Below are 25093 nucleotides of genomic sequence, written 5' to 3' on the forward strand. Positions count from 1 at the left end.
AAAAGCCTTTTGAACGCTTTAGGAACCTTGATGAAACAGCGTCTGTTTATCCTTTTCCAATACCTGCTTCCCCACCATCTGCTGTCACGTCTGGCGGGCTGCGTTGCCGAGTGCCGCGTGCGCTGGTTCAAGAACGCCTTCACCCAGTGGTTCGCACGCCGCTATAACGTCGACATGTCCCAGGCCCTGGTGGAAGACGTCACGGCGTACCCACACTTCAACGACTTCTTTACCCGAGCCCTCAAACCGGGGGCACGCCCGCTGGACGAAACACCGGGCGCGATCCTGTGCCCTGCCGATGGCGCGGTGAGCCAGTTGGGCCCTATCGACCACGGCCGGATTTTCCAGGCGAAGGGCCACAGCTACAGCGCACTTGAGCTGCTGGGTGGCGATGCACGCTTGTCCGCGCCGTTCATGGGCGGCGAGTTCGCCACTATTTACCTGTCGCCGAAGGACTATCACCGCGTTCACATGCCATTGGCAGGCACGTTGCGCGAGATGGTCTACGTTCCGGGTCGCTTGTTTTCGGTGAACCAGACCACAGCGGAAAACGTCCCGGAATTGTTTGCCCGCAACGAACGCGTGGTCTGCCTGTTCGACACCGAGCGCGGCCCAATGGCCGTAGTGTTGGTGGGCGCGATGATCGTGGCCTCCATCGAAACCGTCTGGGCGGGCCTGGTAACCCCTCCAAAGCGTGAACTGAAAACCTTCCGCTATGACGAAGCCGCACGCGCACCCATCCATCTGGAAAAGGGCGCCGAGCTGGGGCGCTTCAAGCTAGGCTCGACCGCCATCGTGCTGTTTGGCCCGAATCAGGTGAAATGGGCAGCGGAACTGGCAGCCGGTTCGCCGACTCGAATGGGTCAATTGCTGGCGATCCCTTCTCGGGCCTGATTCTTGCCTGACAAACTTTGAAACGGTTTATTGGCGGGCCTGTGGTTGAGAGCACAGCCCGCCGCTGGTCAGCCAAGCGCCTTTGTATCCTTATTGATACGGTGTCACATTGACATTAAGGGCTGCCCTCATGGCCCAATGCTGGTACAGTCTCTCGTCAGTCTTGTAGGAAACTTCGCTTTCAATTGACGTAAACTTGCTCGTTTAGCTCGGTCACGCGTGTCATGCATGCGATCGCTTGTAGTCATCTGAGCCAGTAGTTGTTGGAGTTTGCCTGTCACATGAGTAACTTAAGCCTCCCACTGTTGTTGCGCGCCCCTGTGCCGACGCAGTCGAGCCTGTCGTTCTGTGACGCAACGCCGAAAGACCTGAAGCGCTGGATCGCCACTCTCCCTAAAGCCAACCTCGGTGAAATGGCTCGCCAGCTGTATCAAGGCCTGGGCGAACTCAACCAACTGCTGACCCCCAGTGAAAACCGGCTGCAATTGCTGGAGCTGCTGCGTCCTGAAGTTTTCTTCGTGTGCAAGCACCTGGAACGTCACTTCCTCAACCAGTCGGTCGTGCTTGAAGAACGCCCTCGCAAAGTCGCCAATCTGTGCCAGGCCCTGCAAAACCACCTCGCCATTGGCTACAAGCAAATCATCGCCAGAGTCGCGCCCAAACTCACTCGCGACCGCACCACGCTGCTGACCACTGCCCTTCAACGCGCGCTGCATTGCCTCAATGGCCCGCTGATCCGCGCCAACCAGCTTTATTGCCCGGTGCAAGACGGTCTGTGGCTCGAACTGCATCAGATCTACCAGATTGCTCGCCAGAATCAGTTGCACAACGTTCCAGTGGCTGACAATCAAGCGCACCACACTCGCACGCTGACCGTCGAACAGACGTACGTCGTGGCGTTGCTGATGGGGTGCTCCCGCTGCAACCAAATGCGTCAACACAACATCGGCAAACTGGCCGATGCGCTGGACGCCTGGAGTTCGATGGTCACGCTGCAACAGCCGGTCGATGACGCCAGCCTGTACGCCGTGGCCCATGGCACCGATACCGCGCCGCGCTACACCACGCTGTACACCGATGATCAGCGCGGCAATCTGCTGGGCATCAACCCTCGCCCGCTTTCGGCAGCCTTGCAGCGCTACATCGAAATGCCGATTGAACAGCGCTCGCAGTCTTACCTGCACGTGCCGCCAGGCCTTTCACTCGATGTGTTGCAACACCTCGCCGCCGCGTGGGGCGATGTGTCGGAGCGTGCTTTCCAGCGCACGGCCGGGCAAGGCACGTTGACCGTCTGCGTTGGCATGAGCGCCCTGCACTATTTTGTCGGTGGCAAAAAATGCTTCAGCGATCTGCTGCTGGTGCCTACCGTGACCGTGAGCAAGGTCGCTGAATACAGCTTGCAGCCGCTTGAGCCCGCGCGCCACGACCCATGGGCACAGGCGATGGACGTTCAGCGCACCGGGTCGTCGACGTCCATGTTGCCGTTCGAAGAGATCGAGTATCAGCGCGAGGAAGCGGACGGCGGCGCCTCTGCGCTGGATGGTCAGAAGAGCTTTCCCACCTACAACCTGAACATCGTCAACCACAGCCCTGGCGGCTATTGCCTGGCTTGGCCGAAAGACGTTCCCGATCAGCTGCAGGCGGGCGAGATGATCGGCATTCAGGATCACGGCCACGGCTGGAGTATCGCAGTGGTGCGCTGGGTGCGTCAGGTGCGCAGCGGCGGTACGCAGATGGGGGTTGAGCTGATTGCCCCGTTCGCACAGGCGTGCGGCATGCAGTTGCTGCGTGCCGAACAGAGCAGTCAGTACCTGCGAGTGCTGTTGCTGCCCGAAGTGCGCGCCATTGATGTGCCTGCCACCGTCATTGCGCCTCGCTTGCCATTCGACGACGGCAATAAAGTGATGATCAACAGCAGCGGCGACGAGCGCCGGGCGACCCTGAGCAATCGCAAGGCGACGACCGGCAGCTACAACCAGTTCGAATACGAAATTCTGGAAGGGCCGAAGAAAGCGACGCCAGAAGCGGGGCCAGAGCAGGAATTCGATTCGTTGTGGACGGTGTTGTAAGCCTAAGCCCTTCCCTGAAGGAGTGAGCTTGCTCGCGATAGGCTATTTCAGTCACCTCATGCTTTGCTGGTTCCACGCATCGCGAGCAAGCTCACTTCTACAGAAAGCGCTCCATCCAGAGGCGGTGTTTTACAGACTCCGCCCTTCCCGATCGCGGAACCCCAGCAGATACAGCACCCCGTCCAGCCCCAGCGTCGAAATCGCCTGCTTGGCAGACTGTTTAACCAGCGGCTTGGCACGGAACGCAACGCCCAGACCGGCAATGGCCAGCATCGGCAAATCGTTCGCGCCGTCGCCAACGGCAATGGTCTGCTCCAGACTCAAACCTTCCTTGATCGCCAGCTCGCGCAACAGGTCAGCCTTGCGCTGCGCATCGACAATCGGCTCGACGGCCACGCCGGTGCATTGGCCGTCCACCACTTCCAGCTCGTTGGCGAAGATGTAGTCGATACCCAGTTTCGCCTGCAACTGACGGGCGAAGTAGGTGAAGCCGCCTGACAGAATCGCGGTCTTGTAGCCCAGTCGCTTGAGTTCGGCGAACAGGTTTTCAGCGCCTTCGGTCAAACGCAGCGAGGCGCCGATTTCATCCAGCACTTTGATATCAAGGCCTTTGAGCAACGCGAGACGCTCTTTGAAGCTGGCGCGGAAATCCAGCTCGCCCCGCATCGCACGCTCGGTGATTTCCGACACACGCTCACCCACGCCGTGGGCCTTGGCCAGTTCGTCGATGACTTCAGCCTCGATCAGCGTCGAATCCATGTCGAACACGGCCAGACGACGATTGCGGCGGAACAGGGAATCCTGCTGGAACGCGATATCAACGTTCAGCTCTTGCGCCACGTGCAGGAACTCGGCGCGCATCTCCTGTGCATCAGCGGGTTCGCCGCGCACGGAAAACTCGATGCAGCCCTTGCCCTTGTCACTGGGCATGTCCAGCGGCATGCGCCCGGACAAACGGTCGATGCGATCAATATTCAGGCCGTATTTGGCGGTGATCGCACTCACGGTCTGCAATTGCTCGGCCGTGACCTTGCGGGTCAGCAGCGTCACGATGTGCCGGTCTTTGCCCTGATCGTCGACCCAGTGCTGGTAGTCGTCTTCGCTGACGTGGGTGAACAGCACCTGTAAGCCCAGCTCATCGACCTTCGACTGCACCCCATCCAACACCTTTGAGCCGTCCTCGGTGTCCGGAATCTGGACCAGAATGCCAAACGAAAGCGTGTCATGGATCACCGCCTGACCAATATCCAGAACATCGGCGCCGCCGCGAGCCAGTACGCCAGTAATGGCCGCCGTCAGACCCGGACTGTCTTCGCCAGTGATGTTTATCAGGACAATTTCGCGCAAGGCGCACCCCCGCAGGTGGAAAAAAACGGCATTCTACTCACTTTCAGTGACCACCGGGCACAGTGAGCGCTTTGCCGTCTCTGGGTCGCTCGCTATACTGCGCCCCAACTTCTCCAAGAGAGCCGTGCTCAGTGAACCGGCCCACGCCAGTAAAAACCGATAATTTCTTCTTGCTGATCTTCCGGGCTCTGCGTCATCGACGCGTTCCGATTGCTTTGCGCATCGCCAGCCACAACGTGATCCTCGTCGCGCTGGCGCTGGTGATCTATGCCTGCGTGATGGGTTTGCAGTTCAAGCAGGCCATGCACGAACAGGCAGATGCGCTAGGCCAGGCCCTGACCACGCAAACGGCAACTTCCGCCACTGAGCTGCTGGTGTCCAACGACATCCTCAGCCTCAACGTGTTGCTGGGCAATCTAGTGAAGAACCCGCTGGTGGCCCATGCGGCGATCTACAGCGTTGATAACCGCATCCTTGCCGAAGCCGGTCAGCGTCCGAAAAACGGGCTGTTGGGCGAAGCCGAGGGCCTCTACGAAATCAAAGTGACGTTCCAGGACGTGGTCGCGGGCACCTTGCGCATCAGCCTGGACATGTCCCAGTTCCAGCAGCCTTTGCTGATCAGCCTGCAAAGCATGGGGATTCTGGCCGGTATTCTGTTGGCACTGGCACTCGCCTTGAGCCTGCGTCTGGGACGGCACATTTCCACGCCGATGCTGCAACTGCGCATGTGGCTGCGTTACATCGATCCATACACCCCCGCGACTGATCGTCAGGATGAAATCGGTGATCTGGCCCGTCAGCTCAAGGCGTCCTATGCACCGCCGGAGCCTGAACCGGAACCCATTCCCGAGCCGGAGCCTGTTGCGCAAGAGGACGACGACAACTCGCCTGAGTTCGATGCCAGCGAGCTGACCGACCCTGAGTTCGACGAAGCACCGAAGCCCCGCGCCACGGCGATCCCGGCGCGACGCATCATGGCCGAGGAGGATGAGGAGGACGAAGAAGACCCGTTCGCCGATCTGCGTGACAACACGCCCGTGGTTCAAAAACCTGCGCCACGCCCTGTTCTGCCAGTGGCTCCGTCGCAGCCGCAATACAGCGCGGTGCTGGCCGTTCAGCTGGGTTCGCAGGAGCAATTGCGCCGTCTGCCTCGCGCTCGTTTGACCGAACTGTTGGAGCGTTATCGCGATTGCATCGATCAGGCGGCGTCGCTTTATGACAGCGAGTTGCACACCCTGAACGACGGCAGCTCACTGATGGTGTTCAGCACCCAGGACAGCGGCGACGATTACCTGACCAACGCCATCTGCTGCGGCGAATTGCTACGCGCCCTGAGCCACGCCTTGCAGATCGAAGTCGCGGACAGCGGCATCACGCTGCAATTGCAACTGGGTCTGACACTGGGCGAAGGCTTGCACGGCATGAATCAGATCGACCTGCTGCTGACCGAAACCGCGCAAGACGCGTTGGCCCTGTCGCAACACAGCCGTAACTTGCTGCTGGTCGAGCGCAAGATCAGCGAAGACCACACCATCCGCCAACGCGCCCGCATTCGCCCCATCGCCAGCCCTGAAGGCGCCAGCTGTGTCGAGCGCCTGATGGAACCGTATCCGTCGATGCTGGAGCGCCAGTTGGCGCGCATGCATGAGGCGCGCAAGGCCTGACCCCTGCGCCGATCCCCCTGTAGGAGCCGGCTTGCTGGCGAACGCGGTTTGTCGATGACATTCATATCGACTGACACACCGCCTTCGCCAGCAAGCTGGCTCCTACGGCCTGCGGCCAGAATCAAATGCGATCTGCGCCCCCCCCTTTAACGATCAAAACAACGTCTGTAGCTGCACGGCTTCATGATTTCATCACCCACAAAAAAGCCCGCATCGCTGCGGGCTCTTTGTTTGTCGCTGACTCAGAACCGGTAGATTTCCAGGTCTGTGCGAATCGGCGATGCCATCGGGATCTTTGGCTTGTCCTGATCGACGCGGGTCTTGGCCGGTTGAGCGGCTTTCTTGGGCTCTTCCGCGACCAACGGCTGACTGGCCACCGGTTTGACTGCCACGCTCAACTGATCGGCCAGACGCTGTAACAGCACGCCTTGAGCCTTGACCTGCGCCGCAGAGGTGCCCGCATGAGGCTCTTCCAAGTGAACCAGCTTGCTGTCGCGCACGGTCCCGCGACGGTCTAGTAAACGCCACTGAGCGTCGAGCACCGCGGGTTGATTCACACCAGAATCCAGACGGGTGATCGACAGTACGACCTGCACATCCGGGGTGAAATTCGCGGCCGCAGGTGCCATGACGACCCGCTGGCTGTCCAGCTTCCACGCCAACTGGCGCAGCAGCAATTGATCGATATCAGAGGACAGACTGCCCGCCCAGCGCCCGTCAGCCGAGGCCGTCAGGCTGCCGTCGGGTTGGCGTTGCAGTAATGTCTCGCGTTGCAGATAGTCAGCAACGGAAACCGGACCCAGCAAAACAGCGACTCCGGCACTTTGTTTCGGTTGCCCAGGTTCGCCACTGTCCAGCTGATAGAGCGATTGGGGCTGATGAACGCTGCACCCGGCCAAACCTAGAACGCCGGTCAACAACAGAACAAAAGGAACGCGTAGAAAATTCATCATTCCGTCCAAGTGGCCCCGCACGGCGGCCACACTGTCAAATACTCAAGAAAAACATGAAGGCACACAGCCACGCCCGCACCTCAAGACGACATATCATCCGTGAATATGCGCGCTGACTCCAGCGATTCTGCGTCGATCTTCGTGACGAAACGAAGATCGGCAGCTGAAATCACCGGTTTAAGTAGCGCTTTCCACCAACAAAGCGTCTACGCGCTGGAAGCCACGCGGTAGCTTATTGCCACGACGGCCACGTTCACCTTTGTAATGTTCAAGGTCATCCGGCTTCAGCGAAAGCGTACGCTTGCCCGCTTGCAGCACCAAAGTGGAGCCTTCAGGAATGACAGCCAAGTCGGTCACATACTCTTCACGGCTGGCGACGCGCTCGCCCGGAATACCGATGATCTTGTTGCCCTTGCCTTTGCCCAGTTGCGGCAGATCGCTGATTTTGAACACCAGCAGGCGACCTTCGGTCGTGACCGCCGCCAGCCAATTCTGCTCACGATCCGGCACGGGGCGCGGCAGGATAACCTTCGCACCCGACGGCAGGCTCAACAGCGCCTTGCCTGCCTTGTTCTTGGCTTGCAGATCCTCGCCCTTGACCACGAAACCGTAACCGGCGTCCGATGCGATCACGTACAGCGCGTCGTCGTCCGGCAGCAGCACGCACTCGAAGGTGGCGGCAGGCGGCGGTGTCAGACGGCCCGTCAACGGATCGCCCTGCCCTCGCGCAGACGGCAAGGTATGCGCCGCCAGCGAGTAGCTGCGGCCGGTGGAGTCGATGAACACGGCGAACTGGTTCGAGCGCCCCGCCGCTGCCGCTTTGAAGCCGTCGCCCGCCTTGTAGGAAAGCCCGGTCGCATCGATGTCGTGGCCCTTGGCGCAGCGCACCCAGCCTTTTTCCGACAGCACGACGGTCACCGGTTCGGTCGGCATCAGTTCGTTTTCGGACAACGCCTTGGCTTCGGCGCGCTCGACGATTGGCGAGCGACGGTCATCGCCATAGGTTTGTGCGTCAGCAATCAGTTCGCTGCGGACCAGCTTGCGCAGCTTGGTTTCACTGCCCAGCAGCGCCTGAAGCTTGGCCTGTTCCTTGAGCAGCTCGTCTTGTTCGCCACGCAGCTTCATCTCTTCCAGACGCGCCAACTGACGCAACCGGGTGTCGAGGATGTAGTCGGCCTGGATTTCAGACAGGTCGAAACGCGCGATCAGCTCGGCTTTCGGGTGCTCGGCGGTGCGGATGATGTGGATCACTTCATCCAGGTTCAGGTACGCAGTGAGCAAACCTTCCAACAGGTGCAGACGCTTCTCGACCTTGTCCAGACGGAATTGCAAGCGGCGGCGCACGGTGGTGAGACGGAATTGCAGCCATTCGGACAGCAGCGTCTTGAGGTTTTTCAGCTGCGGCTTGCCGTCGAGGCCGATGATGTTGATGTTCACCCGATAGCTGGATTCCAGCTCGGTGGTGGCGAACAGGTGTTGCATCAGCTCTTCGGGATCGACACGGTTGGAGCGCGGAATGATCACGATGCGGCAAGGGTGCTCGTGGTCCGACTCATCGCGCAGGTCAGCGACCATCGGCAGTTTCTTGGCCTGCATCTGTGCGGCGATCTGTTCCAGCACCTTGGCACCGGAGACCTGGTGAGGCAACGCGGTGACGACGACGTCGCCGTCTTCGACGCGATACACCGCACGCATGCGCACCGAGCCACGGCCGGTTTCGTAGATTTTCAGCAGGTCGGCGCGCGGCGTGATGATTTCCGCTTCGGTCGGGTAATCCGGACCCTGTATGTGCTCACACAGCTGTTCGATGGTGGCCTTGGGCTCATCCAGCAGACGGACACAGGCCGACGCAACTTCACGCAGGTTGTGCGGCGGCACGTCGGTGGCCATGCCCACGGCGATACCGGTAGTGCCGTTGAGCAGGATGTTCGGTAAACGGGCTGGCAACACCGCCGGCTCGTCCAGCGTGCCGTCGAAGTTCGGCACCCAGTCCGCCGTGCCTTGGCCCAGTTCGGTGAGCAACACTTCGGAATAGCGGGACAAACGCGCTTCGGTGTAACGCATGGCGGCGAACGACTTGGGATCGTCCGGCGCACCCCAGTTCCCCTGGCCGTCCACCAGCGTGTAGCGATAGCTGAAAGACTGGGCCATCAACACCATGGCTTCGTAGCAGGCCGAGTCGCCGTGGGGATGGAATTTACCCAGCACATCACCGACGGTACGCGCCGATTTCTTGTGCTTGGCGTCGGCATCCAGACCCAGCTCGCTCATGGCGTAGATAATGCGCCGCTGCACAGGCTTCAGGCCGTCGCCGATATGCGGCAAAGCGCGGTCCATGATCACGTACATGGAGTAGTTGAGATAGGCCTGTTCGGTGAAGTCAGCCAGCGACCGGCGTTCTACGCCGTCCAGGCTGAGGTCAAGGGAGTCGCTCATGCGGGCCTCATCATTTTGTCGTCTGACGCAGCAGCAAGGTGCCGCCGCGCTGTGTGAATTCGAGTTGTTGGATGGCGCTCATACCCAGCAGCACCTGATCACCGTCCAGACCGGGCACCACGAGGGCGCGCACATCGTTCAGGACGATATCGCCGATTTGCAGCCGCTTCAGCGTGGTCCGGAAAGCGTCAGTCCGGCCATTGGCCGTGCTGACTTCCACCTTGGCGCCGCGCTCAAGTCGCAGTGTCTGCGCGACACCTTCGGGAATCGCGACGTTGGTCGCCCCCGTGTCGAGCATGAATTCGACGGGGTGCGCATTGATCTGCCCCGTCATGACGAAATGCCCCTGACGATTGCTCGCCAGTCGCACTTCGACATAGCCATCACCGTGTTCCGAGGTGACCGCCGTATTCGGATTTTCCTGATGCTGCTCCCACTGACCAAAAAACCGTGTCGCCAGAAACAGCCCTGCCGCCCAGACAATGATCAGCATCAGGCGCCCGGCGCGTTTACCGGGAGGCCCTTGCGTCAAGGCTTGCTGCTCCAGCCACCCTCCGGCGCATCGAAACGCCAGACAATGGGCCGTTTTTCGCCATCGGCCCGGGCACCGAAATTGTTGTCGATGCCTACCCAGGCGCCGGTGTCATCGATGATCAGCGCTTCGGTGAGGCCGTATTTCTGATCGTAGAGCCGGTTTGGCAGCAAGGCCTCTTTGGCAAACGACCAGCAAGTCTCCAGCTTTCCGGTTTCCAGCGTGCGGCGACAGATGCGATAAGCCGCGCGCTCCAGGGTGTAGAGTTTGCCTTTGTACAGTGAGATATCGGAAAAGTCCTTGGCGACGGATTTGCCCCCCAGCTGTGGCGGCAAGGTGTCAGTGCCGGACTCCATGCGCAGAATGCAGCTGGTACCGCATGCCCAACCGTCGTTGCCAAGCTTCGCGGTCAACAGCCCACGTTTTTCGCGTTCGGCGGCGAGCCAGATCTGGTCGCCTGCCGGGCTGATGGCGATGCCTTCAAAAATAGCGTTGAAATGCTGAAGCATGCCCGCCGCCTGGGCTTCCACGACCAGTTTCTTCGGCAATGGCAACCAGCTTGCCGCGCCCTCGACGGGCACTTTCAGCACCGTCGCGAATCCTTCGCTGACCAGATAACGATTGCCCGCCGCATCACAGGTCACGCCTTCGAAATCCAGGTCGCCGCCCCGTAGCAGCGACGCGGCCTTGGCCATGTTGCGCAGCGTGCCCGACAAACCGCTGTCCGGAATCGGCGGAATTTCAAGCTTCAGCGCCTTGGCTTTCCAGACCGTCGCCGACGTGTCGAGGCTGTACAGAATCTCGTCGTCGCGATCCGACACCGTCCACAGCACGCCATTGCACGACGCCAGCCCGGACAGGTTGCCGCCGATCATGTCGTCGACTGCATGTTCGGACAGCAACTTGAGCTCGGGCAGTGGCTTTTGCGCCACCGGCTGCGCAGCAAATACAGGCATGGCGGTCAGCATCAGCGCTGCCAGCCATGCTCGGATCAAACCAGCACCTCGGCCAGATTGCCCTTGGATTCCAGCCAGGTCTTGCGATCACCTGCGCGCTTCTTGGCCAGCAGCATGTCCATCATCTCGGACGTCGCTTCGAAATCGTCCAGCGTCAGTTGCACCAGACGACGGGTGTTCGGGTCCATGGTGGTTTCGCGCAGTTGCGGTGGGTTCATTTCACCCAGGCCTTTGAATCGCGTGACTTGCGGCTTGCCGCGTTTCTTTTCGGCCACCAGCCGGTCAAGGATGCCGTCGCGCTCGGCTTCGTCGAGAGCGTAGTAAATCTCCTTGCCCAGATCGATGCGGTACAGCGGCGGCATGGCGACGTACACATGGCCAGCGTCCACCAGCGGACGGAAATGCTGGACGAACAGCGCGCAGAGCAGCGTGGCAATGTGTAGGCCGTCGGAGTCGGCGTCGGCAAGGATGCAGATTTTGCCGTAGCGCAGTTGACTCATGTCCGCCGCGCCCGGATCGACGCCGATGGCGACCGCGATGTTGTGCACTTCCTGGCTGGCAAGGACTTCGCCGCCATCGACTTCCCAGGTGTTCAGGATCTTCCCGCGCAACGGCAGGATGGCCTGGAATTCCTTGTCTCGCGCCTGTTTGGCCGAGCCGCCTGCAGAGTCACCCTCGACCAGAAACAGCTCGGCGCGCATGGGATCCTGACCCGCGCAATCCGCCAATTTGCCCGGCAATGCCGGACCTTGGGTGATGCGCTTGCGCTCGACCTTTTTGCTCGCTTTCAGGCGACGGCCGGCGTTGTTGATGGCCAGTTCGGCCAGTTGCATGCCCATTTCCGGGTGCGCATTGAGCCAGAGGCTGAACGCGTCCTTGACCACACCGGACACGAAGGCCGCCGCTTCACGAGACGACAGCCGCTCCTTGGTCTGGCCAGAGAATTGCGGCTCCTGCATCTTCATCGACAGCACGAACGCGATGCGCTCCCAGACGTCTTCCGGAGCCAGCTTCACGCCACGCGGCAGCAGGTTGCGGAACTCGCAGAACTCGCGCATCGCGTCGAGCAGGCCCTGACGCAAACCGTTGACGTGGGTGCCGCCCTGGGCAGTGGGGATCAGGTTGACGTAGCTTTCCTGAACGCTGTCGCCGCCTTCCGGCAACCACAGCAGCGCCCAGTCCACGGCTTCCTTGTTACCCGCAAAGGCGCCACAAAACGGCTCTTCCGGCAGGCGCAGGAAATCGTTGACCGAGTCCTGCAAATAGGAGCGCAGGCCGTCTTCGTAATGCCACTCGACTTTTTCGCCGGTGCTTTTGTCTTCAAAGCTGACCAGCAGCCCTGGGCACAGCACGGCCTTGGCCTTGAGCACGTGTTTGAGGCGGCTGACGGAAAATTTGGGGCTGTCGAAATACTTGGGGTCCGGCGCGAAATACACGCTGGTGCCGGTGTTGCGCTTGCCCACGGTGCCGACCACGGCCAGTTCGGTGGCCTTGAAGCCGTCGGCAAAGGTCATTTCGTATTCGTTGCCGTCGCGCTTGACCCGCACCCGCACTTGGGTGGAGAGCGCGTTGACCACGGAAATCCCCACGCCGTGCAAACCGCCGGAGAACTGGTAGTTCTTGTTGGAGAATTTGCCGCCCGCGTGGAGCTTGGTGAGAATCAGCTCGACGCCCGAGACGCCCTCTTCCGGGTGAATGTCCACCGGCATGCCGCGACCGTCGTCGGCCACTTCCAGGGAATTGTCGGCGTGAAGAATCACCTGCACCGATTTGGCGTGGCCCGCCAGGGCTTCGTCGACGCTGTTGTCGATGACTTCCTGGGCCAAGTGGTTCGGCCGAGAGGTGTCGGTGTACATGCCCGGCCGCTTGCGAACCGGGTCGAGGCCCGAGAGGACTTCGATGGCGTCTGCGTTATAAGAGCTAGCGCTGGGATTGGCCATGGGGTCTCGTCATCAAGTCGTTCATGAAATGTCGGAATGACACTGTTCTACAGGTTTGTTTCAGTCAGCGCTTCGATTCTGGCGCTTCATTCAGAGCGTCGACAGATCGATCGCCTGCAACAGCTCCGGAGCGAATCCAGCGATGGCCAGCAGGGTGGGCATTTTTTCTGCGAACCCCTGAAAGCTGTGATCGCCGCCGGCCTCGATGCGCAAGGCACAGGCCCGATAAAACGCCTGCGCCCGTTTGTAATCCAGCGTCTCGTCACCGGTTTGCAGCCACACCTGAATGCGCTGCGGGTCCTGTGGGGCGGGCACTTCAAGTTCAGCCAACGCATCCACGTGATCGTGCGTCAGCTCCCAGCTTTCGCCGGTGTAGAGGTTCGTTTGAGTGCCCAGAAAACCGTCGAACAGCTGGTGCGGATTCACTGCCGGATTGATCAACACAGCCTTGAGGCCATGTCGCTCAGCCAAGTGAGTCGCATAGTAGCCGCCGAGGGAGCTGCCGACCAGTAATGGCCGCCCGCCCAGTTCGTCGATGGCGGTTTCGAGCTGTGCGATGGCCTGGCGCGGATGATGATGCAGCTCCGGCACGCGCAGTTGCTCACTCAGACCGAGACGGTTCATCAGCCCGGACAGCTGCGTGGCCTTCTTCGACATCGCCGAGCTGTTCAGGCCATGTATATAAAGCAGTGTCGAGTGATGGTGATTCACGCCGTGGCCTCCAGAAGCTGCGAGTCGGGTGAAAGCCGACGTTCTGGCTCTCACAGGGCAAAGCCACGCAGTTTACAGGGACAACGGCGTGAAGACTCGTTCGATGATGATTTACCGCGAATTCAGGACGTTTCCTTCAATAGCCCGAGCCACTGAGGTCGACTTCGAACAGAGTCGGATCGATGCGCGACACCCCCGTTTCGATCTGCCCATCGTCGAGCAGGCGCAGCCAGCGGTAACCGGGGGCCAGCGAATCAAGGGCGAAATCCACGCTGTTCGGCGCGAACTGAATACAGGTGGAAGGCGACGCCATCAGCCGCACGCCTTGGCGAGGCTGATCGAACTCTTGATGCACATGGCCCCAAAGCACTGCGCGCGTTTGTGGAAAACGTTCCAGCACGGCAAACAGCGCCTCTGGATTGCGCAGCCCGATCGGCTCCATCCACGCCGCACCAATCGGTACTGGATGGTGATGCAAGCAGACCAGATGATGACGCTCCGGCGCTTCGCTCAAGGCCTGCGCGAGCAATTGCAGCTGCTTGTCCTCCAGATAGCCGGGAACGGAGCCTGAAACCGCCGAGTCCAGCATCGTGATGCGCCAGTTACCGACATCGACGACCGGGTCCAGGAATTCGCTGCCCTGGGCTCCTATCGCCATCTCGCGGAGTTCGTCGTGATTGCCGGGAATCCAGCGCTTCGGCGCATCCAGTCGGTCGCTTTCGGCACGAAACGCCTGATAAGACTCGACCGAGCCATCCTGCGACAAGTCGCCGGTGGCGAGCACCAGATCGATATCAGTCTGCTCGGCGAGCACCAGATCGACCACAGCCTTGAGGCTGTCGCGGGTTTGCATGCCCAGCAGTTGGCCGTCCGCTTCAGCGAACAGGTGACTGTCGGACAGTTGAACCACCAACACGGAGGACGGGTTTGAAGGTGCGCTCGGCAATGGCCATCTCCTTGAGCAGGTATGGCCGGATTATGGTGTCTGATTGTTACGACGGCAAACCCGGAACAGCGTGGCAGTTCTCATTTGCGCAACAGACCAGGGGAAAACAGCGCCCCCTATAAGCTCGCCGGTACACCCGGACTTAGCGAACCGCCTCAAACTCATGACCGCACGCCAGACAATGACTCAGCCATTCACCCAAGAACAGATTCAACTGGGCCTTTTCGTCCGGCTGGTGCATGTCGGCGTTGGGGTACGGATAGATCCCCCGGAAACGCCGTGCATGTTCGGCGCCGATAACTTCGGCCATGCGGGCGTCGTGGTAGACCTGCACTTCGAGGACGGGCACGGGCAGCCAAGGCAAGCTGTGCTCCTGGCGCACGAGCAAGGTCGAGGTGTACGGGCAGTTCTGCACCACTTCAACCGCCAGCACGCCCAGCATTTGATCGCCTTGAGTGACAGCCACCCGGCGAGAGCGTTGTTCATTGCGCATGTCAGGTAACAGACGCATCAAGCGCGCGTAGTTCGCCTCACAGGCTGCTTGCAGCCCGGCGAGGTCGACACGGTAGCGCTCGCGCAGAAGATTCACGACCACAGCCCCCTGATTTCGGCGCGATTCAGCGCCAGCCACTGTATTGCGATGATAGTTGCCGCATTGACGATGCGTCCGTCTTTTACGGCTTGCATCGCGTCATCGAACGACCAGACCGACACACGGATGTCTTCGGCCTCTTCCTCCAGCCCGTGCACCCCACCTGCCCCCGCGCTTTCACATTTGCCCAAGTAGAGGTGAACGAATTCATTGCTGCCACCGGGCGACGGAAAGTATTTGGTGATCTGCCACAACGCGCTGAAGACAAGCCCAGCTTCCTCTTCTCCTTCGCGGTGAGCAACCTCCTCGGGCTGCTCTTTTTTATCGATCAACCCGGCGACCATTTCGATCAGCCAAGGGTTGGGATGCTTGCCAACCACGCCGACCCGGAACTGCTCCAGCAGAACCACTTCGTCGCGCTTCGCGTCGTAGGGCAGCACGCACACGGCATCATGACGCACGAACAGCTCGCGCTTGATTTCCGGCCCCATGCCGCCGTCGAACAGCTCATGGCGCAGGTGCAGACGGTCCAGCTGGTAGAACCCCTTGAAGCAGGTTTCGCGGTGGACGATCTCGTGCTTCGTGGGTGTCGATTTAGCGGTATCGGTCATAGATCTCTCACTGCAAAGCACTTGTGACTTCGCGCCATCCTAACGTGCTGCCACGCGGGATGCAGCCCCCGGACTTGGCAAATCCGGCACTCAGGGTAGACGAAGGCAGGGGAATGGCACTCTAATCCGCCCAATGGCGAACTGATTGCGCCACAGACAGTCGAAGCCTGTTGCCGTTACCCCTCTGTGATGGCCCTTTATGGCCCTTATATGCCAACGCCAAGGATCACCATGTCGTTTCTGAAGATCGTTTCAATGGCCTGCCTGGCCCTGATACTGGGTGCCTGCCAGAGCTTTTTCGAACCCAACATGCGAAAGCCGCTGACCGTTCAGCGCGACGCGTCCGAGCTGATCAAGCCGGGCTGCACCACGGATGACTGCCCGTTGGTGAACATCGACACCGTGCACTTTCCGGATGAACCGAAGCTGGACGGCATTGTGCAGCGCACTCTGCTGCAATTGACCCGCAGCGACACCGACGGCCCTGTGCCGCCGACGCTCAAGGCCTATCAGGAGCAGTTCCTCGCCCGCGCCCCGGCGCGCAACGCCAGCTATTTGCAGGCGAAAGTACGCGAGCAGCATGACGGTCTTGTGGTGGTTGAGCTGTCGAGCTACCTCGACGCTGGCGGCGCCCATGGCGACCCGGGCCGCGCGTTCATCAACTATTCCCGTCAACAGCAACGCGTGCTGACGCTGGCCGACATGCTGGTGCCAGGCCAGGAAGCGGCCTTCTGGGCTAAAGCGGAGCTGGCACACCAGGCCTGGCAAATCAACGTCAAGCTGGACAAGGACACCGAGTTCCAGGAGATGTGGCCATTCAAGCGCACTTCCAACGTCGCCCTGACGTACGGTGCCGTGATCCTGAAATACCCGGTCACCACCATCGCTCCGTACGCCATGGGCCACATCGAGCTGAAGATTCCGTATCCGCAGCTCAACGGCATCCTCAAACCGGAACTGTTCCCCGGTCGGAGTTGATCGCCTTGCTCAGCGCCAGTTGCAGCACGCCAGCCACGATAAGGGCTGGCAGTGTTGCACCAACGTTGGGGTAAAGGTTCGCCAATACGTGGTAAGTCGCGATGCCGCCGACCCACGCCAGCAGCGTCATCCAGCGCAAACCCACCGTCGCGGTGCCATGGCTGCGATGGCGCAGGATGAAGTGATCCACCAGCACTACGCCAAACAGCGGCGCGAACACCGAGCCGATCAGCAGCAGGAAGTTCTGGTACTGCGCCAACGGCGCGAAACAGGCGATCAGCGTGCAGATCACGCCGATAGCCAGCGCCAGATGCTCGACTTTGGCTTTCAACAGAATCCCGCTCGAAACCGCTGCCGAGTGAATGTCGGCGAAAGCATTTTCGGACTCGTCGAGCAAGATCAGCAGCAGCGGAATGCCCATCCCTGCCCCGGCCAGTGCCAACAGCAGTGCATTCGCTTCACCGCTTGGCGCGAACGCGAGGGTGTAGGCGACGCCCAGGGTCATCAGCCAGAAGTTGCCGATAAAGAAGCCCAACACCGTGCCGCCGAACACGCCGGTGCCGCGTTTGCCGAAGCGTGAATAGTCGGCGATCAGAGGCAGCCACGACAGCGGCATGGCGATGGCGATGTCGAAACCCACGGCAAACGGCAGCGAGCCATCGCCCGCTCGCGACCAGAGTGCGGCGAGATCAGCCTTGGCGAACAGGTTCCAGGTCAGCCAGACGCACGCCGCCAACAACAGCCAGATCCCCCACTTGCGCAGGATCTGCCGCACAAAGGTGAGCGGGCCACTGACCGCCAGCAGGGTTGCCAGGCCGCCGAACAGCAGCGTCCAGAGCAGCGGGTTTGTCCACAAGCTGCCTTCATTAAAAGCGCCCGCAGCGAGCAGGCTGGCCGCATCGCGCATGACGATGATCTCGAAAGACCCCCAGCCCACCAGTTGCAACAGGTTGAGAATCGCTGGCACGCCTGCGCCTTTGGTGCCAAGGCTGAGCTTAAGCGCGGCCATTGACGACAGGCCGGTGTCGCTGCCGATCACGCCCACGGCGGCGAGCAGCAAAACGCCCACCAGCGTGCCGAGGAAGATCGCCAGCATCGAGTCGGACATGCCCAGCCCCGGCGCCAGCAGCGCGCCGGTTTGCAGGACCATCAGGCCGATGCCGAGGGAGAACCACAGGGAAAACAGATCACGCCCGCCGAAGACTCGCCTGCTGGCGGGGACGGGGATATCGGGTGAATAGGTGCTGGGGGTGTTCACATTAAGATCCCTGGAAAAGCAGTGATGAGCTTCAAGCTACAAGCTGCAAGTAAAAGCAAAAGCAAAAGCAAAAGCGGATCTGCGGCGGCTTGTAGACTGCCGCTCGCGGCTAGATCAAAAGAAGCAGTGAAAAGCTTCAAGCGGCAAGCTACACGTTTGAAACCAAAGCAGGTCTGCTCTTGCTTCTAGCTTGCGGCTCGCCGCTCGTGGCTAGATTTTCTTGTACAACTGGCTGCCTTCCTGCTTGAACCGCTCGGCCTGCTCGCGCATGCCTTCGGCCACTGACAGGTCCACCGCCTCGATCTTCTGGTTGGCCGCGTATTCACGGACTTCCTGGGTGATCTTCATGGAGCAGAATTTCGGCCCGCACATGGAGCAGAAATGCGCGACTTTGGCCGAGTCTTTCGGCAGGGTTTCGTCGTGGTACGAACGTGCGGTGTCCGGGTCCAGACCGAGGTTGAACTGGTCTTCCCAACGAAATTCGAAGCGTGCCTTGCTCAGCGCGTTGTCGCGAATCTGTGCGCCCGGATGACCTTTGGCGAGGTCGGCGGCGTGGGCGGCGATCTTGTAGGTAATGATCCCGGTCTTCACGTCGTCTTTGTTCGGCAGGCCCAAGTGTTCTTTCGGCGTGACGTAGCAGAGCATCGCGCAACCGAACCAGCCGATCATCGCCGCACCAATGCCCGAAGTGATGTGATCGTAGCCCGGCGCAATGTCCGTGGTCAGCGGGCCGAGGGTGTAGAACGGCGCCTCGTCGCAGCACTCCAGCTGCTTGTCCATGTTCTCTTTGATCAATTGCATCGGCACGTGGCCGGGGCCTTCGATCATGCACTGTACGTCGTGCTTCCACGCGATCTTGGTCAGTTCGCCGAGGGTTTCCAGCTCGCCGAACTGCGCTTCGTCGTTGGCGTCGGCAATGGAGCCCGGACGCAGGCCATCGCCCAGCGAGAAGCTGACGTCGTAGGCCTTCATGATTTCGCAGATTTCGTCGAAGTGGGTGTAGAGGAAGTTTTCCTTGTGATGCGCCAGGCACCACTTGGCCATGATCGAGCCGCCACGGGAAACGATGCCGGTGACGCGTTTGGCGGTCAGCGGCACGTAGCGCAACAGCACGCCCGCGTGGATGGTGAAGTAGTCGACGCCCTGCTCTGCCTGCTCGATCAGTGTGTCGCGGAACAGCTCCCAGGTCAGGTCTTCAGCGACGCCGTTCACTTTCTCCAGCGCCTGATAGATCGGCACAGTGCCAATCGGCACCGGCGAGTTGCGGATGATCCACTCGCGGGTTTCGTGAATGTGCTTGCCGGTGGACAGGTCCATCACGGTGTCCGAGCCCCAGCGAATGCCCCACGTCAGCTTCGCCACTTCTTCTTCGATGGATGAACCCAGCGCGCTGTTGCCGATGTTGCCGTTGATCTTCACAAGGAAGTTACGGCCGATGATCATCGGTTCCAGTTCGACGTGGTTGATGTTGGCCGGGATGATGGCGCGGCCACGGGCGATTTCTTCGCGCACGAATTCGGCAGTGATCTCTTTCGGGATGCTCGCGCCGAAGCTGTGGCCGGCGTGTTGCTGCTTCAAAAGACCGGCAGCGCGGGCCTCTTGCAGCTTCATGTTTTCGCGGATGGCAACGTATTCCATCTCGGCGGTGATGATGCCCTGACGCGCGTAATGCATCTGGCTGACGTTGGCCCCGGCCTTGGCGCGGCGCGGGTTGCGCACGTGGGCGAAGCGCAGTTTGGTCAGCTCGGCATCGGCCAGACGCTGCTGCCCGAAGTCCGAGCTAAGGCCGTCGAGACGTTCGGTGTCGCCGCGATCATTGATCCAGGCCGAACGCACGTCGCCCAGGCCCTTGCGTACGTCAATGACGACGTTGGGGTCGGTGTACGGGCCCGAGGTGTCGTACACGCAGACCGGCGCGTTGATCTCGCCGCCGAAGTCTGTAGGTGTGACATCGAGGCTGATTTCACGCATCGGCACGCGGATGTCCGGGCGGGAGCCTTGAACGTAGATTTTTTGCGAGCGGGTGAACGGCTGCACCGACCCCGAATCGACTTGGGCGGATTCACTCAGATTGGCGTTTTTTAGTGTTGTACTCATCACGGGCTCTCCAGACATCATCCAGCGGCGGATTGATTTGTCGGAGCGTGAGCCTGATTCGAACGGACGGATGCACCCTGAGACGACACGGATGCTGAGAATCGAAAAACGAGGACTGTTCAAAAATTGAACAAAGACGACCCCGGACGACACTCAAGAGGACTCGCCGGGAGACGAGAAATCTTGTTCCCTACGCAGGCGCTAACCTGATCAGGTTCAACGGGATCCGGATTATCCGATCTCAGCCTCATATCAAGGCACCCCGACAAGAACGGCGCCAGTCTAGACGCGTGACGGGGCAAACGCCAAGCGAGGAATTCAAACGCTTGTTAAATGGCCGATATGGCGGATTGTTGTAGGGATCGCGCGGAACTACACTCGCTACGCGACGCCAAAAGCCGTCTGCACTGAATCAGCGACAACAACTACTAGGGAATGTCTATGCTGCGCAACTTTTCACTGGCCATTGCCGTGTCGTGTGCGTCGAATGCAATGGCCGGGGCAGCGGACTTGCCTCTGCCGACCAAGACCGGTCTGGTCAGCGTCTACCAGGAAGCCGTCAACAACAACGCCGACCTGGCTGCGGCCCGCGCCAGCTATGACGCGCAGAAAGAAATCGTGCCCCAGGCCCGCGCGGGTCTGCTGCCGAACATCTCAGGCGGTGCCGACGTGAACAACACGCGCACCAAGATCGACGAGCCGTCTGCCGTGATCAATCGCAGCGGCACGGTTTATCGCGCGACCCTGAGCCAGCCGATTTTCCGCGCCGATCGCTGGTTCCAGCTCAAGGCCGCCAAGGACGTCAACGAACAGGCGATCCTGCAACTCTCGGCCACCGAGCAGAACCTGATCCTGCAAAGCGCTGAAGACTACTTCACCGTGCTGCGCGCCCAGGACAATCTGGCCTCGACCAAGGCCGAAGAAGCGGCGTTCAAGCGCCAGCTCGATCAGGCCAATGAACGTTTTGATGTCGGCCTTTCGGACAAGACCGACGTGCTGCAAGCCCAGGCCAGTTACGACACCGCCCGCGCTGCGCGCATTGTCGCCAAGCGTCAGGTGGACGATGCGTTTCAAGCCTTGGTGACCCTGACCAACCGCGAATACAACGCCATCGAAGGCATCGTGCATACCTTGCCGGTGCTGGCACCGACACCAAACGACGCCAAATCCTGGGTCGATACCGCCTCGCAACAGAATCTCAACCTGCTTGCCAGCAATTACGCCGTCAGCGCCGCTGAAGAAACCCTGCGCCAACGCAAGGCCGGTCACGCGCCGACCGTCGATGCCGTCGCCCAGTACGAGAAAGGCGACAACGATCCGCTCGGTTTCACCAACCCAAACTACACCGGTCAGAGTTTTCACGGCAGCGTCGAACAACGCACCATCGGCCTGCAAGTGAACATCCCGATCTACAGCGGCGGCCTGACCAGCTCGCAAGTGCGCGAAGCCTACGCCCGCCTCGGCCAGACCGAGCAACAACGCGAAGGCCTGCGCCGTCAGGTGGTGGAAAACACTCGCAACCTGCACCGCGCCGTGAACACCGACGTCGAGCAGGTCCAGGCACGCAAACAGTCGATCATCTCCAACCAGAGCGCGCTGGAAGCTACCGAAATCGGCTACCAGGTGGGTACGCGCAACATCGTTGACGTGCTGGACGCGCAACGCCAGCTGTACGCCTCGGTGCGCGATTACAACAACACCCGCTACGACTACATCCTCGACAACCTGCGTTTGAAACAGGCCGCGGGCACATTGAGCCCGGGGGATTTGCAAGATCTGTCGCGCTTCCTCAAACCGGACTACAACCCGGACAAAGACTTCCTGCCGCCGGATCTGGCGAAAGAGGCAGCGAAGAATTTTGAAAGGCCGTCGGAGCGGTAAAGCGCCGAATTGAAAGCCCGGCGACACCCGAGTAACATCCCCGCGATACAGTGAATACACGTATCGCGGAGTTATCGCATGCCTACCTCAATCCGCCTCGCCCCCGAGACCGAACAGCGTCTGGATTTTCTGGCTGCCAGTACCGGGCGCACCAAGGCTTATTATCTGCGGGAGATCATCGAGCATGGCCTCGCAGAGGTGGAAGACTATTATCTGGCCGCCGAAGTGCTGGAGCGCGTTAGAACGGGCAAGGAAGCGACCTACCCATCCAAGGATGTAAGGAAAGAGCTTGGGCTGGACGATTGAGTACACCGAAACCGCAAAAAAACAGCTCAAGAAACTTGATAAGCAAACAGTACGACGCGTCGTCGATTTCATGGATGAACGCGTTGCCGCCAGACAAGACCCTTACAGCACAGGCAAAGCACTGACAGGCCCTTTCGGAGGCCTGTGGCGTTACCGGGTTGGAGACCTGCGCGTCATCTGCGATATCCAGAACGGCGCATTAAGGATTTTGGTCATCGAGGTAGGCAATCGCCGAGAGGTGTACCGATAAGGTCACCTCAGCAACAGCCCAATGCCTCCCAACAATCTGCTCAATGCCCCCTGATTGGCCTTCATCACCGCCAACCCCGCATCCGCCATCGCTTTAGCCTGTTCGGGCTGCTCGATCAAGCGCTGCACCACCGCTGCCAATCCCGCTGCATCGCTCACCTCTTCCAACGCCCCGGCATTACGCAACAGGGCGGCGATTTCGAGGAAGTTGAACAGGTGCGGGCCGCTCAGGACAGGTTTATCCAGTGCTGCAGGTTCCAGCAGGTTATGCCCGCCGTTGGGCACAAGGCTGCCGCCGACAAAAGCGATGTCAGCCAACGCATACAGAAACAGCAGCTCGCCCATGGTGTCGCCCACCAACACCGATGTCGTATTCGTCACAGGCTCGGACGTCGAACGCCGAACGCTGGAAAAGCCCTGCTGCTGGCTCATTTCGAACACGCTGTTGAAGCGTTCGGGGTGACGGGGCACCAGGATCAGCAGCGCATCGGGCCGGGTTTTCAGCAGTTGGCGATGGGCTGACAACACCACCTCATCCTCACCGGCGTGTGTACTGGCCGCGATCCATACCGGGCGGTTCGTGGTCTGCCAATCCGCACGCTGCTGAGCCGCCCGCTCCAGCAATTGCGGGTCGATGGTCAGGTCGAATTTGATCGAGCCGGTGACCGTCACGCATTCCGGGCGAGCGCCGAGGTCACGAAAGCGCTGGGCTTCCGTTTCTGTCTGCACAGCGATCAGGCTCATTTCGGCAAGCATTGGACGGGTCAGTTTGGCGAATTTTCCGTAGCCTCGCGCCGAACGCTCTGACAACCGCGCGTTCGCCAATACCGTCGGAATACCCCGTTTCGCACACTGGTGAATGTGGTTGGGCCACAGCTCGGTTTCCATGATCACACCGATCTTTGGCCGGACATGGTCGAGAAACCGCCCCGCTGCCCACGGAAAATCGTACGGCAGGTAGCAATGCTGAACCCGAGGCTCGCTGGCGAACATCGACTGGATGCGCTCGGAGCCGGTCGGCGTCATGCAAGTGATGGTGATCGGCAATTCGGGATAGCGCGTCAGCAAGGCGCGAATCATCGGCGCAGCGGCGATGCTTTCCCCCACTGAGACTGCGTGGACCCAGATGCCGCCCTTCTGCATCGGCGGCAATCCACGGGCGAAACGCTCGCCAATACGTCGTGCGTAAGCCGGGGCTTTGCGCGCCCGAAGCCACAGGCGCAACGCGATCAAAGGCAGGCCGAGGTGAAACAGAAATGTGTAGAGGGTTCTATTCATGGGCGCGGAGTTTATCAGCCAATGGCCTTCAAATGATGCGTGAAACATTCAGCGAGCCAGCGTGCGGCTGGCCCCAGTGGCTCGTCGCGGCGCCAGACCATTTCAACGACCAGCGCGGGTGGCGTCCATTCACTGCTCAGTTCGAGCATCTGATTTTGATAGGTCGGGTATTGCACCACATGGCGCGGCAGCCAGGCCCAGCCCAGCCCGCGCATCAGCAGCTCAGCCATGGCGTAAAAACTGTCAGCGCGCCAGACCTGCGGGCTGATCTGTTCGCCGCCGGGGTATCCGCTTTGTTGCGGGGTGATCAGCAACTGGCGATGCCGCGCCAGTTTCTGTCGGGTGATGGCGGTTTCGCTGGCCAACGGATGTGTAATCGCACAGACCGTGACCATCTCCACGCTGCCGAGCACGCGCCGTTCGAGGGCTTCGGGCATTTGTTCGTGATGGAACAGCAGACCGAGGTCGGCCTTTCGCTCCAACAGCTTACGCGCCACATCGCCCTGAGCACCGCTGGCCAGTTGAACCTCAACGCTGGGGAAACGCTCGTCCAGCGCTTCGAGGCTGTCCAGCACCGGCTGATAGGGCATTGCTTCATCAAGGGCCAGCCGCAAACGTGCTTCTTGCCCGCGCATCAGGGCCATGGCACGGCCGTCGAGCCGGTCGCATTGCCGCAACAATTCCCGCGCCTCTTCGAGCAAGGCACTCCCTGCTTCTGTCAGGCGAGGCTGGCGTCCGCTGCTGCGATCGAAAAGGCTCACCCCGAGGTCGGTTTCCAGCATCGCAATCGCGCTGCTGACCGCCGACTGCGCACGCCGCGACTCCCTCGCCACGGCGGAAAACGAACGCTGCTCAGCCACGCTGACAAACAAACGGATCTGTTCGAGGCTCCATTCCATGATCTGCCAACCTATCAGCCGTTGAGATAGGTAATGACTTTACCCCATCTGAGCAACGGCTAAAATCGCCGTCATTGAAGAATGCATCTGCCCTGAGGGTTATCGCCATGTCCGCCTACTACTTGCTCGCCATCGCCATCTGCGCCGAAGTGATCGGCACTGTTTCCATGAAGGCCGTCAAAGGCCTGAGCACTCCGCTGCCGTTGCTGCTGGTGATCGTCGGTTACGCCGTGGCGTTCTGGATGCTGACCCTGGTGGTGCGCACAATCCCGGTGGGCGTTGCCTACGCGGTCTGGGCCGGAATGGGCATCGTCATGGTGAGCATCGCGGCGCTGATCATCTACGGCCAGAAACTCGACCTCCCTGCCATCGGCGGCATGACCATGATCGTGGCGGGTGTGGTGGTGATTCAGCTGTTCTCCAAAACGGCCGGCCATTAAGAGGGCATGAAAAGCGGGTGATGGAGAAGCTGCTTCCCTTATAATGGCGCGATTCG

22 protein-coding genes and 1 riboswitch are annotated in these 25093 nt (G+C 60.5%); of the genes, 8 read left to right on the forward strand and 14 right to left on the reverse strand.

The window, feature by feature from the left end; all coding sequences use genetic code 11:
• Positions 1 to 30: 30 nt before the first annotated feature.
• Complete coding sequence (gene asd, locus AAEO81_RS27965) at positions 31 to 894, forward strand: archaetidylserine decarboxylase (protein WP_341960333.1); 864 nt, start codon at positions 31 to 33, stop codon at positions 892 to 894.
• Between the two features lie 281 nt (positions 895 to 1175).
• Complete coding sequence (locus AAEO81_RS27970) at positions 1176 to 2963, forward strand: molecular chaperone (RefSeq protein WP_341960335.1); 1788 nt, start codon at positions 1176 to 1178, stop codon at positions 2961 to 2963.
• Positions 2964 to 3092: 129 nt separating this feature from the next.
• On the opposite strand, the gene serB is transcribed toward AAEO81_RS27970, so the two are convergent.
• A complete protein-coding gene (gene serB, locus AAEO81_RS27975) occupies positions 3093 to 4310 on the reverse strand; it encodes a phosphoserine phosphatase SerB (RefSeq protein ID WP_341960336.1) in 1218 nt (405 codons plus the stop codon).
• A 131-nt stretch (positions 4311 to 4441) separates the two neighbouring features.
• Here serB and AAEO81_RS27980 point away from each other — a divergent pair, with 131 nt between their 5' ends.
• Positions 4442 to 5974, forward strand: a complete 1533-nt coding sequence (locus AAEO81_RS27980; RefSeq protein ID WP_341960338.1) for a histidine kinase — start codon at positions 4442 to 4444, stop codon at positions 5972 to 5974.
• 242 nt (positions 5975 to 6216) lie between these two features.
• On the opposite strand, the gene AAEO81_RS27985 is transcribed toward AAEO81_RS27980, so the two are convergent.
• The 9 genes from AAEO81_RS27985 to AAEO81_RS28025 form a co-directional block, all read right to left on the reverse strand.
• Positions 6217 to 6924 (reverse strand): PqiC family protein, encoded by a 708-nt coding sequence (locus AAEO81_RS27985; RefSeq protein ID WP_166596030.1) that lies wholly within the window; start codon positions 6922 to 6924, stop codon positions 6217 to 6219.
• Between the two features lie 180 nt (positions 6925 to 7104).
• Positions 7105 to 9363, reverse strand: coding sequence for a DNA topoisomerase IV subunit A (gene parC, locus AAEO81_RS27990; protein ID WP_341960340.1), 2259 nt, complete (start codon positions 9361 to 9363; stop codon positions 7105 to 7107).
• Between the two features lie 10 nt (positions 9364 to 9373).
• On the reverse strand, positions 9374 to 9895 hold the full coding sequence (locus AAEO81_RS27995; RefSeq protein WP_341960341.1) for a TIGR02281 family clan AA aspartic protease: 522 nt from the start codon (positions 9893 to 9895) through the stop codon (positions 9374 to 9376).
• Complete coding sequence (locus AAEO81_RS28000; protein WP_341960343.1) at positions 9892 to 10890, reverse strand: esterase-like activity of phytase family protein; 999 nt, start codon at positions 10888 to 10890, stop codon at positions 9892 to 9894. Before AAEO81_RS28000 ends, AAEO81_RS27995 begins: the two co-directional genes overlap by 4 nt.
• A complete protein-coding gene (parE, locus tag AAEO81_RS28005) occupies positions 10887 to 12791 on the reverse strand; it encodes a DNA topoisomerase IV subunit B (RefSeq protein ID WP_166596033.1) in 1905 nt (634 codons plus the stop codon). The genes AAEO81_RS28000 and parE overlap by 4 nt, the downstream gene beginning before the upstream one ends.
• Positions 12792 to 12881: 90 nt before the next feature.
• Complete coding sequence (locus tag AAEO81_RS28010; protein ID WP_341964638.1) at positions 12882 to 13448, reverse strand: YqiA/YcfP family alpha/beta fold hydrolase; 567 nt, start codon at positions 13446 to 13448, stop codon at positions 12882 to 12884.
• Positions 13449 to 13638: 190 nt separating this feature from the next.
• Positions 13639 to 14448, reverse strand: coding sequence for a 3',5'-cyclic-AMP phosphodiesterase (gene cpdA / locus AAEO81_RS28015; RefSeq protein ID WP_341960345.1), 810 nt, complete (start codon positions 14446 to 14448; stop codon positions 13639 to 13641).
• 142 nt (positions 14449 to 14590) lie between these two features.
• Positions 14591 to 15043, reverse strand: a complete 453-nt coding sequence (locus AAEO81_RS28020) for a DUF1249 domain-containing protein (RefSeq protein ID WP_081563841.1) — start codon at positions 15041 to 15043, stop codon at positions 14591 to 14593.
• Positions 15034 to 15651 carry an NUDIX domain-containing protein gene (locus tag AAEO81_RS28025; protein WP_341960349.1) on the reverse strand — a complete coding sequence of 206 codons (618 nt, stop codon included), beginning with the start codon at positions 15649 to 15651 and terminating at the stop codon, positions 15034 to 15036. Before AAEO81_RS28025 ends, AAEO81_RS28020 begins: the two co-directional genes overlap by 10 nt.
• Positions 15652 to 15882: 231 nt before the next feature.
• Here AAEO81_RS28025 and AAEO81_RS28030 point away from each other — a divergent pair, with 231 nt between their 5' ends.
• On the forward strand, positions 15883 to 16629 hold the full coding sequence (locus AAEO81_RS28030; RefSeq protein WP_341960351.1) for an RsiV family protein: 747 nt from the start codon (positions 15883 to 15885) through the stop codon (positions 16627 to 16629).
• Here the strand turns inward: AAEO81_RS28030 and cytX are convergent.
• Positions 16598 to 17887, reverse strand: coding sequence for a putative hydroxymethylpyrimidine transporter CytX (gene cytX / locus AAEO81_RS28035; protein ID WP_341960352.1), 1290 nt, complete (start codon positions 17885 to 17887; stop codon positions 16598 to 16600). The genes AAEO81_RS28030 and cytX overlap by 32 nt on opposite strands.
• A 210-nt stretch (positions 17888 to 18097) precedes the next feature.
• The gene (gene thiC, locus AAEO81_RS28040) at positions 18098 to 19984 is read right to left on the reverse strand and encodes a phosphomethylpyrimidine synthase ThiC (RefSeq protein WP_341960354.1); all 1887 of its coding nucleotides are present in this window, start codon (positions 19982 to 19984) and stop codon (positions 18098 to 18100) included.
• A gap of 170 nt (positions 19985 to 20154) precedes the next feature.
• A riboswitch (TPP riboswitch) is annotated at positions 20155 to 20259 on the reverse strand.
• A 166-nt stretch (positions 20260 to 20425) separates the two neighbouring features.
• On the opposite strand from thiC, the gene AAEO81_RS28045 reads away from it, so the two are divergent.
• From AAEO81_RS28045 to AAEO81_RS28055, 3 genes are all read left to right on the forward strand, one after another.
• Positions 20426 to 21865 carry a TolC family outer membrane protein gene (locus AAEO81_RS28045; RefSeq protein ID WP_166596040.1) on the forward strand — a complete coding sequence of 480 codons (1440 nt, stop codon included), beginning with the start codon at positions 20426 to 20428 and terminating at the stop codon, positions 21863 to 21865.
• 78 nt (positions 21866 to 21943) lie between these two features.
• On the forward strand, positions 21944 to 22171 hold the full coding sequence (locus AAEO81_RS28050; RefSeq protein WP_341960356.1) for a CopG family transcriptional regulator: 228 nt from the start codon (positions 21944 to 21946) through the stop codon (positions 22169 to 22171).
• Positions 22155 to 22421, forward strand: coding sequence for a type II toxin-antitoxin system RelE/ParE family toxin (locus AAEO81_RS28055; RefSeq protein ID WP_341960357.1), 267 nt, complete (start codon positions 22155 to 22157; stop codon positions 22419 to 22421). Before AAEO81_RS28050 ends, AAEO81_RS28055 begins: the two co-directional genes overlap by 17 nt.
• A gap of 2 nt (positions 22422 to 22423) precedes the next feature.
• Here the strand turns inward: AAEO81_RS28055 and waaA are convergent, their stop codons facing one another.
• Together waaA and AAEO81_RS28065 are read right to left on the reverse strand one after the other, a co-directional pair.
• The gene (gene waaA / locus AAEO81_RS28060; protein WP_341960358.1) at positions 22424 to 23698 is read right to left on the reverse strand and encodes a lipid IV(A) 3-deoxy-D-manno-octulosonic acid transferase; all 1275 of its coding nucleotides are present in this window, start codon (positions 23696 to 23698) and stop codon (positions 22424 to 22426) included.
• Positions 23699 to 23712: 14 nt separating this feature from the next.
• Complete coding sequence (locus AAEO81_RS28065; RefSeq protein ID WP_166596042.1) at positions 23713 to 24597, reverse strand: LysR family transcriptional regulator; 885 nt, start codon at positions 24595 to 24597, stop codon at positions 23713 to 23715.
• 107 nt (positions 24598 to 24704) lie between these two features.
• On the opposite strand from AAEO81_RS28065, the gene AAEO81_RS28070 reads away from it, so the two are divergent.
• A complete protein-coding gene (locus AAEO81_RS28070; protein ID WP_341960360.1) occupies positions 24705 to 25037 on the forward strand; it encodes an SMR family transporter in 333 nt (110 codons plus the stop codon).
• The last annotated feature ends 56 nt before the right edge of the window (positions 25038 to 25093 follow it).

Source organism: Pseudomonas sp. RC10 (genome assembly GCF_038397775.1).
Taxonomy (GTDB): Bacteria; Pseudomonadota; Gammaproteobacteria; order Pseudomonadales; family Pseudomonadaceae; genus Aquipseudomonas; species Aquipseudomonas bambusae.